We start from the raw sequence: 14,218 nt of genomic DNA, 5'->3' as shown, positions 1-14,218 counted from the left end.
GAAGAGGCGAATGACTTTCAACTTGAACTGTTCATTGATGAGTAATACAAGTCATTTGACTAGATCGTTTCAGTTTTTATTTTCGGTTTAAACAAAGTGGTGACTAGTACATACATAAATGGAATAAAGATCAGTACTAAAATCGTTCCGAACACCACCCCACCAAATACGCTGTAACCAATTGCTTGTCGACTTAATGCCCCTGCACCGCTTGAGAACATAAGTGGGATCACACCAGCACCAAAAGCAATCGATGTCATCAGAATTGGACGAAGACGCAAACCTGCTGCCTCGAGTGCAGCATCCAAGCTACTTCTTCCTTGTTGTTGCAGACTTGCAGCGAATTCCACCATTAAAATGGCATTTTTACATGACAAACCAATTGTGGTGAGTAATGCAATCTGAAAATAGATGTCGTTGGCAAAACCAAACAAATAACTAAAAATAATCGTTCCACCAACACCAAGCGGAATTGCAGCCATCACCACCGATGGAATTGACCAACTCTCATAGAGCGCAGCCAAGCATAAGAAAATAAAGGCGACAGAGATGAGATACAACCAAATTGCTTGATTGCTAGACTGTTGTTCTTGATAAGACAATCCACTCCAAGCCAAGCCAACATCTGGCATTTGATCAACCAAACCTTGAATTGCCTGCATTCCTTGTCCACTACTAAAGCCATTCGCTGCGTCAGCATCTAAACTAATTGCAGGATAACCCATAAAACGCTCAAGCATCGGTGGTGCGCCTTGCCAATCAATCTGACTAAACTGATTAAATGGCACCATTTGCCCATTGGCATTTTTTACATACCAAACACTTAAATCTTCTGGTTTTGAACGATATGGAGCATCACCTTGTAAATAAACCCGTTTGATTCGCCCACGATCAATAAAATCATTGATGTAACTACCACTCCAAGCAGTAGATAAAGTTCTATTGATTTCACTAACATTCAGACCATGGATCATTGCTGCTTTATGATCAATTTTGATATTTAAAACAGCTTGGTCATCATTCCCTTTTTTATCTAGATTTTCTACAGAATCAATTGCATTACTTTGCTGCTGCAATTCTTTAAAAGAATCGACCAAACTGTCACGTCCTGAGCCTTTGATATCTTGCAACCAAAAGTCAATTTTATCTGAATTACCTAGACCACGAATCACTGAAGGCATGACCACCATGATGCGAGCTTGATTATTTTTAGAGAAATATTTCATTGCTCTGGCACGAATTTGCTGTGCGCTGTTTTCAGTTCCCTTACGATCGTCCCAATGTTTTAACGATATAAAAGCTTGCCCTAAATTTTGACCCGTTCCTGAAAAATTTCTTCCGTGAATGACCATCACACCATTTAAATTTTCTTTTTCATTCTCAAGGAAATAGTCAGAAACAACCTTACCAACCTCTTCAGTCTTGCTCATCGGCGAACCTTGCGGGAGGCTAAACTGCACACCTAATAAGCCTTGGTCCTCTTGAGGTAAAAAACTGGTTGGCAAATCACGATAAATCCAAATAAAACTGCAGATTAATAAAGACATCACAATCAAAGCGATCGCTTTAATACCAATCACCTTACTAGCAACATTGAGATAGCATGCTTTAATATAATCTAAACTTTTATTAAACCAGACAGCCCAGCGTGCTTGTTTTTGTTGTGGTTGCAATAGAATTGCACACAAAGCAGGAGTCAAAATCAAAGCCACTAACAGGGACAACCCCATCGCAACAACCAGCGTAATCGAAAACTGTCGATAGATGATCCCCGTCGCACCACTAAAAAACGACATCGGAATAAAGACGGCCGTCAATACCAGCGTGATCCCCACCAAAGCTCCACTGATTTCTTGCATTGATTGAATAGCAGCTTGTTTCGCGGTTAGCAGCTGTTCATGCATTAAACGCTCTACATTCTCCACCACGACAATCGCATCATCAACCAATAAGCCAATCGCTAATACCATGGCGAATAAAGTCAGTGTGTTAATGCTCATACCAAGAACGGCAAGAACTGCGCAAGTTCCCAAAATTACAACGGGTACTGTCACTGCTGGAACTAATGTAGCTCGCCAGTTTTGTAAGAAAATAAACATCACAAGCACAACCAGCCCTATTGCCTCAACTAATGTTGAAACGACTTGTGACATTGACTCTTTTACAAAAGGTGTATCATCTCGTGGATAAACAACAAAATATCCTTCTGGTAAAGTTTTCTCTAAGCGTGCTACTTCTTTATATACAGCATCGGCAACTTGCATCACATTTGCACCGACTGTTAATGATAAAGATAGACCAGAAGCAGGATGGCCATTTAAGCGGTTAAAGACTTGGTAATTTTCAGCACCGACCTCAACCCGTGCTACATCTTTGAGATAAACAAAACTGCCATCTGTATTAGCTTTTATAACAATATTTTCAAACTGTTCAGGGGTACGTAATAGTGAACCTGAGGTTACTTTAGCATTGAGATATTGATTATCTATCGTCGGTAAATCACCAACCGCACCAGCAGCAACTTGTGTATTTTGATTTTCAATCGCAGTGCGAACATCACTGACCTGTAATTGATAGCTTTGTAATTTTTGAGGATTAAGCCAAATCCGCATTGCATATTGCGAACCAAAAACATTGACCTCGCCAATTCCTTCAATACGGCTGAGATTTAACTCAAAATTATTGGTTAAGTAATCAGAAATATCGATATTTGTTGATCGGCCAGATTTATCTCCAAGACCGATGACCATGAAAGAGTCACTTAATGACTTTCTAACATTCACGCCTTGACGTTGTACATCTTCTGGTAAACGATTAATTGCACCATTAACTGCGTTTTGCACTTGAACTTGTGCTTGATCAGGATCAGTACCTTGCTTAAAGTACAAACTGATTCTGCTATTTCCGCTCGCATCGCTACTGGAACTAAAATACAGTAAATGATCAATCCCTTTAATCTGCTGTTCAAGCACCTGTGTCACGCTATCTTCAACCGCTTGTGCATCAGCACCACTATAAGTCGCAGCAACGGTAATTCGAGGAGGGGCAATATCGGGATAACGTTCAACAGGGAGATTGAGTGTCGAAAAAATACCAAATGCCATCACCAAAATCGCTAGCACGGTTGCAAAGATCGGACGCTCAATAAAAAACTTAGATAGCATGGCTGTTCATTCCATATGCTGAAACAGTCAATTTTTCAAATGATAATCATTTTGGGAGTTGCGTTTGTGATCATTACCGAGCAATCAAGTAAACGCTATCTCTTTTAACATATCATTTCAAAATACAAGGAAATGAGGAGAAATAATGGATTTTAAAATAACAACATTTATAAAACACGATGCCCAAAATATTGAGTCATCAAAATCATGCGATATAAATTAATTTACAGTCTAATCAAATACTTCACAAATTAAGATTGACACCATATCAACTAAAACAGATATTAGCACGCCTAACTCTCTCCAACCCATTTTACTAGGCATTTATGAAGGCCAGCTTAAAAAGTTTTAATATTCTGCTACTTATTCTACTTCCAGCACTCATCACTGGTGGTTTGCTCATTTTTGCAGGAAATTTATCGGACGGTTTACGTCTGGGCTTTTTATCTTTACCTGGTGTGATTTTTATTTATCTAGCCATTTCACGCAAAAAAAGATACTGGTTGTGTTTTTCATTGATCTGGTGGTTCATATTTCTACTTGATTCCCTATTAAGATCAAGCACTTGGTTTTTATTTAGTAGTGATAATGAAGCGTACTTCATTATCGAAGCGATTGCCAATACTAATCAGCAGGAAATTTGGGAGTTTCTACAGCTTCATCGAGTAGCCGTAATCGGTGTGCTCACTGGCTTAATGCTTCTGATTGCTTTCTATAGTTACGCAATTTATAAAGTTGTAAAACCAGATCATTTTCAGCAGCTTTGGCAAAGTCGTTTATTCCGTAGCCTGATTATTTTCTTAACTTTACTCTGCTTGACAAGCCATATCATGAAACCGTCTCGAAAAGTACATCCATTCGTCTTTTGGAGTGATTATCAGACTAAAATTCAGGATTTTAGAGGTCGCATAAAACAGCATAAAAATGTTCATAAACAATGGGATGTCAGTGCTCATAAAAACCTAATACAAACAAGACAATCTCAAGGTAAACAAACCCATGTCTTGGTTGTTTCTGAAAGCTTAACCAGTTTAAATCTCGGTGTTTGTGGATATTCTCGTGACACGACTCCAGAATTAAAAAAACGGCTATCAGAAATCAAGGTATTTTGTAATGCGTTTTCCCCATCACCATCAACCATCAATGCTTTACGTGTTTTACTCACTGAAAGCCCCGCTGCTGAACATGACAAATATTCACCTGAAAGTGTTTTAGCATACGCGCGTGCGGCGGGTTATAAAATTTATTGGTTAAGCAACCAAGATGATAGTTACCTTTCGTCTCTATTTGGCTCTTATGCAGACCAAGCAATTTATAAGAATAAACGTTCAGGTCGTAGCAGCACGTCATTAGATGAAAATCTCATTCCAATTTACCAACAAGCGTTAGCCGATCCAGCACCTAAAAAGCTCATCATTCTTCATTTAATCGGTGCACATCCTAACTACCAAGAACGCTATCCAATCGCTTTTAATAAGTTTACGAGTGATAGTAATGATCTAGTTGAAACAGATCTGAAGAATAGAAACATTGATCCTTGGATTCGTGCATTAAGAAATGATTATGACAATGCCGTGCTCTACGAAGATTCTTTGTTAGCTAAATTTCTGGATACATTACAAGCTGATCATATTCCTGACTTTAGATCATTTACTGTAGTTTCCGATCACGGTAATGAGGTTGGACATGAAATCGACTATGCAGGTCATAGTCCCAACACCAAAGCTGGTTATCAAGTTCCTGTCATTATGTGGTCGGATAGACAACGTATCGCAGGTGTAAATAATACCAAAACATTAAACACCGCCGAATTAGATAATAACCTGATGCACATTATGGGCTTAAAAGATAAATCGTCTAGCCATCAATCCTATTGGCAAGATGATAATTATCATTTTACTCCAGAAGCAAATTGGCCTTACTGGCAAAATAAATCTTAAAAGATTTAGTTCATCAATCAGCTTTATTTTTTGGTAAAACTGATTGGCTCGGTTTTTATTTATTCGCCTTAGAAATCCTATAGATTTCACAAAACTATCATCTTTTTGTCATCCGTTTGATAAAAAACACTTGCAAACTAGTTGCTTTGATAAAAACGCATGAGCTTACTTATGTTAAAAAAAGCAGTCATTTGTCTTAGCCTAATTAGCCTTGTAGGTTGTAATGACGATAACAACGATCACTCAAACTCAAAGCAACCTACTTATGAATTTCCCCAAATATTAGTGGTTGGTCATCGTGGTGCAAGCGCTCTTCGACCTGAACATACACTTGAGTCTTACCAGAAAGCAATTGATGATGGTGCTGACTTCATCGAACCAGATTTAGTATCGACTAAAGATGGCGTATTAGTAGCACGTCATGAAAATGAAATCAGTGGAACAACTAATGTCGCAGATGTACCTGAATTTGCTGATCGTAAGAAAACCAAGGTAATTGATGGTGTTACACTAACAGGCTGGTTCACTGAAGACTTTTCACTAAAAGAATTACAACAATTAAAAGCGCGTGAGCGTATCCCACAGTACCGTCCTCAAAACACACAATATAATGATTTATATGACATTCCAACATTGGATCAAATCATTGACCTTGCAAATACAAACTATAAGAAAACTGGAAAAATTATTGGTTTGTACATTGAGACCAAACACCCTACTTATTTCCAAAATCAAAATTTAGCCATGGAAGATAAGTTGCTGCAAACACTGGCAAAGTATCAATATACTCGAGACATTGCACCGATTTACTTACAGTCATTTGAAGTGGGCAATTTAAAATATCTAAAACAGCAGCTTGATCTCCATAAAAGTGTGAAACATGCACAACTCATTCAGCTATATGATGAACAAACTGCGCGCCCAGCGGATTATGTAGCTACTCAAAACCCAACAACTTACGGCGATATGGCAACGGCTCAAGGCTTAAAAGATGTATCAAGCTACGCCAATGGCGTTGGGCCATGGAAAGTCTATGTCTTTAAAGATGCGGCGATGACCGAAACCACATCATTTATTAAAGATGCACATGATGTTGGACTAAAAGTTCACCCTTATACTTTCCGCCCAGAAAACAACTTCTTACCTGAATCAGTTAAATGTAGTTCAAAAGCAGATGAACGTTGTGAAACAGGCTCAATCAAAGAAATGCAGCTTTACTTTAAAGCTGGTGTAGATGGCTTCTTTACGGATGATCCTGCGATTGGTCGTAAAGCAGTTCAAAACTATCTATCAACTCAGAAACAATAATCTTGACTTAAAAGGGCAGTTTAACTGCCCTTTTCTTATTGGTGTGAAGCCGCGAATTGCTTTTGTTTTACTTGTTCCCATTGCCACCAACCATAAGCAGCTAATCCAACAAAAACTGCATACAAGGCCGCTGTTAAAAACAAATCCTTATAAATAAACATGCCCACATAAATAATATCGACAAAGACCCACAACACCCACGTTGCAATATGTTTTCGGCTCGTCCAATAAGTTGCGAGTAAGCTAAAAGCAGCAAGTTGAGAGTCTAACATCGGCACTGCCGCATCAGTAAAATGTTTTAATACCAAGCCAAAGATTAAACCACCAGTTGCAGCGATCAGCATTTGAATGATTACCGTTTGTGGAGCAATCGCTTCAATTCGAATTTCGTGATCTTCACGTTTCCCTTTCAACCAATAATAAAAACCGTAGAAATTCATCACCATGAAGAAAAATTGCAGAATTGTCTCGCCATAAAGTTTATACGTATAAAAAAGATAACCATAGAGAACGAATGCCACGAAGTTAAACCACCAACACCACATATTACGTCTCACCGTCAATGCGACACCAATGATACTGATTACAACAGCAATAATTTCTAAAGGAGACAAAACAAAACTTCTATCTAAATCACATCACCACATTATGAAAAAAACCAAAAATTAAGCAATCCTAAAATTTATCTTCTGAATCATTCTATTTTTAACTTTATTCTCAAACACGACTATTTTTCAACCAAATCTTGTGCTATAAAAATCTAAATTCATTTTAAATATCACACATGTTGATCCATAAAGTTTCTTCTCAATATCCGACTCAATTCACCAATTGCATTTCAATCCATGCAATGTGGCGACGTGTCTGCATTTTTATGCGAGGAGACTTTGCAAACATAAATATGATGACAATTTAAATAAAACATCAATTGCAAAAAGGTCGCCTCAGTAGCGACCTTTTTTATTGCCTAAACATCCATTTTTTATAGTAAATCACTTTGTTAATACAGGAGAATTTCCATGTCACAATTCCAGCAGAAGAACTTTATTCAAGCAACACAGGGACAACCGACTGTAGTTCCTACTCACCCTCGCCTTGCTACAGTCGGTCAATTTCTTGCAGTCGTATTCATTTGGTCTTTTACACCATTAGCAGCGGTATTGACTGTGCAAGAACTTCATTGGGCGTGGGGATTATTCCTACGATTTAGTCTCGCGATCCCTCTTGCATTGATTTGTCTATTTTATTTTCGACTTAAATTGATTGTAATTAAACAAGCGATGATCAGCTATGCAGCAGGTGCATTGGGCTTATTTGGTTCGATGTCTTTTTGCTATCTGGGTGCAACAAAAGTTTCATCAGGAATGATTTCTATTATTTATGGCACTGCGCCTTTGTGGACAGGCTTAATTTCTGTATTGATTTTAAAACGTGAGCATTTTTTACAACGTCAATGGTATGGATTAACGCTAGCAATTGTAGGTTTATCATTTACATTAGGAATTGGAACTGATGATATTCAACTCGATATGTTAGGCATTGGGTATGAAATTATTGCTGTTTTACTCTATGTTTTATCTATGTTTGCTGTGGCAAAGATTGGTGCTGAGATTCACCCCATTATTCAAACGACAGGTTCAACGCTAATGTCGTGGTTAGGTTATTTATGTCTGTTGCCTCTATTTATCTCAGAAGCACCAACTCATTTTCCGAGTATTCAGACAAGCTTAGCCGTATTGTACAGTGCTCTATTTTCCTCAGTTTTAGCCATGATTTGCTATTTTCATTTAATTCAAAAGCTCAATCCAACAACAGTGATGCTCATTACAATTCTTACACCTGTTTTGGCAACCATTTGGGGCATATATTTCAATAACGAACGATTAAGCTCACATCTGGTTATAGGATTAGTCTTGCTTTGCTTGGGATTATTCTTATATGCATATCGGAACAGACCAAAATATCTTTAACTCATCTAAAACTGGTAGGTCAGCAGAATGATCTATCAGTTGGTAGTATCTCTCACCTTGACACAGTAAACTAAATTGGCTTTTTCGAGATTTGCTCAAGGATGAAAGAATCTATGCGTCGTTATTTTTTATGGATTTGGTTTAGCTTATTTTTGGTTTTACAAGGTTGTGTTCATGCAACGATCCAACCAACGGCATATCAAAAACAAACAACTGAATTAAAACAACGCTATTATCAAGCCAAAACAACGACAACTGATGGTACAGTCTTAGCCTTTACTGTATACCAACCTCAGTTAAAAGCGGGTCAAGATGCCCCTTTAATTATTCATACGCATGGTTTTGGTCTATCTCGCATGAAACGACCAGAAATGAGCTTGTATGGATTCTTACTTCCAACAGGACAAATCGCCAAGAAAGCATGGAAAGACGGCTATTGGGTGATTAGCTATGATCAACGTGGACATGGTAATAGTCAGGGCAAAATCCGTTTAACAGATCCTAAAAAAGAAGCTCAAGACGTTATTAGTATCATGAATTGGGCGGAAAGAAACCTTCCTCAATTAGCAAAAAATCAAAATGGCGTTCGTGCAGGTATGATCGGCGAATCTTATGCTGGCGGCGTGCAATACCTTGCGTCCGCTCTTGACCCTCGCCTACAAGCGATTGTCCCAATTACGACATGGTATGACATCGTCAATAGCCTTGCACCCAATGGTATTCCAAAAAGTAATTGGATTAGCTTTCTTAATTTAATTGGTGATTGGTGGAACTGGAATAAATTTGACCCAGATTTAAAACAAGCTTATCTCGACACCCAACAAGGTCAGTTAAAAGCTTCGACCTATGACTTTTTAAAAACACATCAAGCCAGTTGGTTCTGTAGCCATAATCAAGCACCTCAAGCAGATGCACTAATTATCCAAGGATTTAGAGATGTGTTGTTCCCCTTTAATGAGGGTGTTAAAGCAGCGCAATGTATACAACAAGCTCAGCATGAAGTTCATTTAATTGGTGTACAAGGTGGTCATTTACAACCATTCGCACAAAGCTCTCCTTCAGGTAACACACCATTTTGGTATATTGGGAAATCTGTTAGCTGTGGCAATAAGCAAAAATACGATCTACAAAAAACCGTGCTGGATTGGTTCAATCAAAAGCTGAAAGATCAAAATACAAATACAACTCTTCCTGAACTATGTGTAGATGATAGCCCCATTCAACATCTCGCTGATTTAGCTGCAACAAAGCAATACACTTTAACCAAAACGTGGATTGAACCCACTACAACTCAAGCCGTGTTTATTCCAATTCATACTGCGACTGAATCATCTCAACTTACTGGCTCACCTCAACTCAAATTAAATGTGCAAACTACAGATCAAAGTACGCCGACATTGTTCATTTCGGTTGCTATCAAATCAAAAGCATCTGGAAAATATGACATTTTAAATGAACAAACAGCACCATTTAATTCCTCAAAAAAACAGGCTTATGATCAAATCGTATTAGGTACGACAACAGAACAAGAAATTGAATTGCCGAGCGTCAATGGACAGCTTAATCAAGGAGATACTCTAGGTCTGTTAATCAATACTGAAAGTATTTATTATCAAAGCATTCAACAGCCTAAAATTAAGGCATGGATTTCTGGAAAAATTATAATGCCTAAGCTTTGGAAATTAGAAAGCCCATAGTAATTATTATATTAAAAAATCGAGAGTGACATTTACCACTCTCGATTTGCAATCAACTCTTCCATTTCAATTTCTAGATAACCTGAATCCTGCACAACCATCATCATTGCCTCAGCAATATAGTCAGCAGCAGTATCATCTAAGCTTGAATCTAAGTCTTCAAATTGTGGTTTCATCTCATTGATTTCAATCATCGTCTGATGGGCAAAACGATAGATTTCTGATTCAGATAAATCAGCGCGACTCACTTTTTTTGAAAACTGGTGAATATGTTGTTTGACTTCAGCAACCAGAATATCGGGATAATATTCATCGTCAAACATTGGGAGAAGTAAACTTTCAAACATAACAAATAATATGTCAATAAAACGCCATGCTTATATCACAATCTCGTACAAATCACGATATTTAGGCATAAAAAAAGCGATAGTTTCCGACCACCTTTATTATCGTATATGAAATGGATACATCTTTCGCTCAAATGGATAGATGAATTTATAAAATAAATCAAAAATTAAACTGATAATTCAACAGTATATTTTGATAATTGATCAAAAGTAATTGAAGCACCCCCACAAACAATCACCAGTACATCATCTGTTTCAGTGAACGCTATTTTCTGATCATAAAGCACTGATAAAGTAGCACCGCATGCTGGTTCAACCAGTGTCCGATGGTCATCTAAAAACTTTAGGCAAGCGCGTACAGTTTCCCCATCTGAAACTGTAAGTCCACGCACATCATTATTTTGAGAAACACGAAAAGCTTGTTCACACACTTTTTTTGCAGCGAGTGTCGTTGCAATACCTGTAACTTGATCTAGTGTGACATGCTCACCCAGTTGAATGGATGTGTTCAATGAAGCTGTTCCGACTGTTTCTATGGCGTAAATTGGAATATCCAGATGATGCTTTTGCAAGCCTTGTGAAATACCAGAAATTAGACTGCCACCACCAACGGACAACACAACGGCTGTAGGACGAATGCCTTCAGCAATCACCTCATCAACAATTTCAGCAACACCATCCCAAAGATACTGATGATCAAAAGGATGGATATAAACTGCATGATCATTTACAAAAGAAAGCGCAAGTTCATTGGCATCTACCCATGAATCACCATGAACAATAACCTCAGCACCCTCACTCAACATCAAGTCAATCGCTCTTTGAGATGTGGTTTTAGGCACAACAACCGTTACAGGAATATTTAAAACTTTTCCCATGTAAGCAACTGAAATACCAGCATTGCCACCAGATGAACTAATGAATTTTATAGCCCCCTGTTCAACATATTTTTGGCAAGCATTTCCAATGCTTCGTTGTTTAAATGAACCCGTTGATTGTGAAGACTCCATTTTCAACCAAACATTGCAGTTATTTAATTCACTTAACTTACTGGATTTAATCAACGGTGTTTCCATATCAAATATCATTTCACGGTTATTAAATTAAAAATCATTTATGGTCGGTCTCAAAAGGAATCGACCATGTTGTATGACCAAAATATTAGTTTTGTTTGGCACTGAGACTCTTAGCAATTTTTGCAAGATCAATAAACTCTTCACGCATTTGATAAGGATCAGGTTTTGCTGATTGTTGGGCTAACTGAATAATCTGATCCCAGCCCATCGCACCATTGTACTGACCACCTTTTAATTGCTGAGCGTATGATGCAACGGCGATTGCAAAACGGGTGTCATTATTGGCTTGGGCGAGTGTTTTACTTTTCACATTAACCGCTTGACTCAATAAAATACTTTTTTCTTGATTTGGCAATTTATAACGTAAATTCACGAAAGCATATTCAGATTTCTTAGCAGTATCCGATTTTATAGGTGCTTGATAACGTGAGTCATTTAGCCAGCCTTGCTGACCGACAGGAATAATTTCATAGATCGCAGTGACATTATGCCCAGCGCCGATATCACCAGCATCAACTTTATCATTGTTGAAGTCTTCTTGCTTCAGCATACGATTTTCATAGCCAACTAAACGATATTCTTTGACAGTTGCTGGATTAAACTCTACTTGTATTTTGACATCTTGGGCAACCGTTGCCAGCGTAGAAGACAGCTGACGTTGTACCACTTTTTTCGCTTCATTTTTGTTATCGATATAGCTGTAATTACCATCACCAGCATCAGCGATTTGTTCCATTAGCTCTTCATTGTAATTACCCGTGCCATAGCCGAGCGTTGTCAATGAAATACCACTTTTTCGCTTCTCCGCGACCATGCCTTTTAAGGTATTAAAATCAGTAATACCTACATTAAAGTCACCATCAGTCGCTAACAAAATTCGATTAATCCCATTTTTAACAAACGCTTTCTCTGCTTCTTTATATGCCAGTTGAATCGCCTGCTCACCAGCCGTTGCACCACCAGCTTGCAACTGATTAATCACACGTAAAATCTTGTCTTTTTGCTCACCTGATGTCGGCTCAAGCACTAATTTTTCCCCACTCGCATAAGTGATAATCGTCACTTTGTCCTGTGGGCGTAATTGTTCAGTCAATATTCTTAAGGTTTGTTTAACCAATGGCAACTTATCTTCAGCACTCATACTGCCTGAAACATCGACAAGAAAAACTAAATTAGCAGGTGGTAATTGTTTCGTGCTTAAATCTTTGGCTTGAATCCCAATTTTGATCAACTTAGCACGCTCTTTCCACGGCGAATCAACTGTTTCAGTGGTTACAGAAAAAGGATGTACGCTATTTGGTTGCGGATATTGATAATCAAAATAATTAATCATTTCTTCAGCACGAATCGCATCAACTGGCGGTAACCTCCTATCATTCAAATAACGGCGAGTATTGGTATAACTCCCCGTATCAACATCAATGCTGAAAGTAGATATTGCATCATCAGCAACTCGATGAACTGGATTGACCTCATTCTTCTGGTACTTCTCAGTATTCTGTTCTAATCGCGGTCGCTCAATACTTGGCATTACAGCAACATAAGCTGTTGGAGCGATTAATTTACGGGAGCGATCTGCTCCAAAATTTGCAGTTGATACTGGTGCCGGCGCAAGCTCAGTAGCAATCCCACTATATTTAGCTGGGTTACTACATGCCACAACCATATAACTCAGGAGCGTTAACCCAAATACTTTTGTTGATTTTTGCATCTCTTATTTCCCCTAATTTTGTTTTGTATTTTCAAATAAATAGTCATATTGAGAGCATTGTAAGCAAAAAAATAAAGATACACCGTGTCCGTATGTATCTTTATCTACATCATTTCTCTTTAATTTTATTTAGCAACAAGCATCGCTTGCCAAACTTTTATTGCATCAACAGTCGCTTTAACATCATGTGCTCTTACAATGCTTGCACCTTGCTGAATACTCAATATATGTCCCATCACACTCCCCACAGCACGTTCCTGAGCAGGGATACCATTTAGCGCCTCACCAATAAATCGCTTACGAGACAAACCCGATAAAATAGGGTAACCCATTCGATTAAGCTTCCAAAATTCATTCAGCAATTGAAAATTTTGCTGTGCATTTTTAGCAAAGCCAAAACCAGGATCAAGGATAATATTTTCAACTTTAATACCTACTGCAAGCGCTTGATCAAGACGTTGTTGTAACTCTTGAATCACATCTTCAGTCACATCTTGATATTGATCCAACTGATTCATATTAGTGGGTTCACCACGCATGTGCATCAGCACGACAGGAATATTCAAGTCAGCTGCTGTTTCTAAAGCCAGTGGTCGAGTTAATGCCCGTACATCATTCCAAATATGCGCACCAGCATCAACAGCCGCACGGATAACCTCTGGTTGACTGGTATCAATTGACATCACCACATCGTATTTTGAAAGTGCTTCTACGACAGGAATGACACGGCGTATCTCTTCTTCAACTTCAACAGCTGATGCATTAGGACGTGTTGACTCTCCACCAATATCAATAATAGTTGCACCATCAGCCATCATCTGCAAAGCATGTTTAACAGCTTGGTCTTTTTGATGATGCTGCCCGCCATCACTAAATGAATCAGGCGTTACATTCAAGATTCCCATAACATGAGGTTGCGATAAATCTAATGTAAAACGACCACCCTGTAATTGTCGTTGTGGTAATGGCATCAACTGCATCAAAACTCTCCACACTTTAATGATG

The 14,218-nt window shown here is 38.3% G+C and carries 10 protein-coding genes; 4 read left to right on the top strand and 6 right to left on the bottom strand.

Annotated elements, in window-relative coordinates; genetic code table 11:
• Positions 1 to 59: 59 nt before the first annotated feature.
• A complete protein-coding gene (locus IO68_RS22250) occupies positions 60 to 3,164 on the bottom strand; it encodes an efflux RND transporter permease subunit (protein ID WP_023012983.1) in 3,105 nt (1,034 codons plus the stop codon).
• 326 nt (positions 3,165 to 3,490) lie between these two features.
• On the opposite strand from IO68_RS22250, the gene IO68_RS22245 reads away from it, so the two are divergent.
• Together IO68_RS22245 and IO68_RS22240 are read left to right on the top strand one after the other, a co-directional pair.
• Entirely contained in the window at positions 3,491 to 5,104 is a 1,614-nt protein-coding gene (locus IO68_RS22245) for a phosphoethanolamine transferase (protein ID WP_023012982.1), read from the top strand.
• 171 nt (positions 5,105 to 5,275) lie between these two features.
• Positions 5,276 to 6,412 carry a glycerophosphodiester phosphodiesterase gene (locus IO68_RS22240; RefSeq protein WP_023012981.1) on the top strand — a complete coding sequence of 379 codons (1,137 nt, stop codon included), beginning with the start codon at positions 5,276 to 5,278 and terminating at the stop codon, positions 6,410 to 6,412.
• A gap of 35 nt (positions 6,413 to 6,447) precedes the next feature.
• Here the strand turns inward: IO68_RS22240 and pnuC are convergent, their stop codons facing one another.
• A complete protein-coding gene (gene pnuC, locus IO68_RS22235; protein ID WP_023012980.1) occupies positions 6,448 to 7,026 on the bottom strand; it encodes a nicotinamide riboside transporter PnuC in 579 nt (192 codons plus the stop codon).
• A 405-nt stretch (positions 7,027 to 7,431) separates the two neighbouring features.
• Here pnuC and IO68_RS22230 point away from each other — a divergent pair, with 405 nt between their 5' ends.
• Both IO68_RS22230 and IO68_RS22225 read left to right on the top strand, forming a co-directional pair.
• Positions 7,432 to 8,382 (top strand): DMT family transporter, encoded by a 951-nt coding sequence (locus tag IO68_RS22230; protein WP_023012979.1) that lies wholly within the window; start codon positions 7,432 to 7,434, stop codon positions 8,380 to 8,382.
• 113 nt (positions 8,383 to 8,495) lie between these two features.
• The gene (locus IO68_RS22225; RefSeq protein ID WP_023012978.1) at positions 8,496 to 10,079 is read left to right on the top strand and encodes an alpha/beta hydrolase family protein; all 1,584 of its coding nucleotides are present in this window, start codon (positions 8,496 to 8,498) and stop codon (positions 10,077 to 10,079) included.
• Positions 10,080 to 10,111: 32 nt separating this feature from the next.
• On the opposite strand, the gene IO68_RS22220 is transcribed toward IO68_RS22225, so the two are convergent.
• The 4 genes from IO68_RS22220 to folP all read right to left on the bottom strand — a co-directional run bounded on the left by IO68_RS22220 (position 10,112) and on the right by folP (position 14,193).
• The gene (locus IO68_RS22220) at positions 10,112 to 10,426 is read right to left on the bottom strand and encodes a DUF5713 family protein (RefSeq protein WP_007483054.1); all 315 of its coding nucleotides are present in this window, start codon (positions 10,424 to 10,426) and stop codon (positions 10,112 to 10,114) included.
• Positions 10,427 to 10,593: 167 nt separating this feature from the next.
• Positions 10,594 to 11,502, bottom strand: a complete 909-nt coding sequence (locus IO68_RS22215; protein ID WP_023012977.1) for a pyridoxal-phosphate dependent enzyme — start codon at positions 11,500 to 11,502, stop codon at positions 10,594 to 10,596.
• Positions 11,503 to 11,587: 85 nt separating this feature from the next.
• Positions 11,588 to 13,213 (bottom strand): vWA domain-containing protein, encoded by a 1,626-nt coding sequence (locus IO68_RS22210; RefSeq protein ID WP_023012976.1) that lies wholly within the window; start codon positions 13,211 to 13,213, stop codon positions 11,588 to 11,590.
• A 125-nt stretch (positions 13,214 to 13,338) separates the two neighbouring features.
• Positions 13,339 to 14,193 carry a dihydropteroate synthase gene (folP, locus tag IO68_RS22205; protein WP_007483049.1) on the bottom strand — a complete coding sequence of 285 codons (855 nt, stop codon included), beginning with the start codon at positions 14,191 to 14,193 and terminating at the stop codon, positions 13,339 to 13,341.
• Between the last annotated feature and the right edge of the window lie 25 nt (positions 14,194 to 14,218).

It is taken from the genome of Acinetobacter sp. COS3, from assembly GCF_000475335.1.
GTDB lineage: Bacteria > Pseudomonadota > Gammaproteobacteria > Pseudomonadales > Moraxellaceae > Acinetobacter > Acinetobacter venetianus.
This window is presented reverse-complemented; position numbering and strand designations above follow the sequence as displayed.

Coding starts and splice junctions, on each gene's coding strand:
- folP (WP_007483049.1), bottom strand. CDS start 14,193: ATGCAGTTGATGCCATTACCACAACGACAATTACAGGGTGGTCGTTTT.
- IO68_RS22210 (WP_023012976.1), bottom strand. CDS start 13,213: ATGCAAAAATCAACAAAAGTATTTGGGTTAACGCTCCTGAGTTATATG.
- IO68_RS22240 (WP_023012981.1), top strand. CDS start 5,276: ATGTTAAAAAAAGCAGTCATTTGTCTTAGCCTAATTAGCCTTGTAGGT.
- IO68_RS22230 (WP_023012979.1), top strand. CDS start 7,432: ATGTCACAATTCCAGCAGAAGAACTTTATTCAAGCAACACAGGGACAA.
- IO68_RS22245 (WP_023012982.1), top strand. CDS start 3,491: ATGAAGGCCAGCTTAAAAAGTTTTAATATTCTGCTACTTATTCTACTT.
- IO68_RS22250 (WP_023012983.1), bottom strand. CDS start 3,164: ATGCTATCTAAGTTTTTTATTGAGCGTCCGATCTTTGCAACCGTGCTA.
- IO68_RS22220 (WP_007483054.1), bottom strand. CDS start 10,426: ATGTTTGAAAGTTTACTTCTCCCAATGTTTGACGATGAATATTATCCC.
- IO68_RS22225 (WP_023012978.1), top strand. CDS start 8,496: ATGCGTCGTTATTTTTTATGGATTTGGTTTAGCTTATTTTTGGTTTTA.
- IO68_RS22215 (WP_023012977.1), bottom strand. CDS start 11,502: ATGGAAACACCGTTGATTAAATCCAGTAAGTTAAGTGAATTAAATAAC.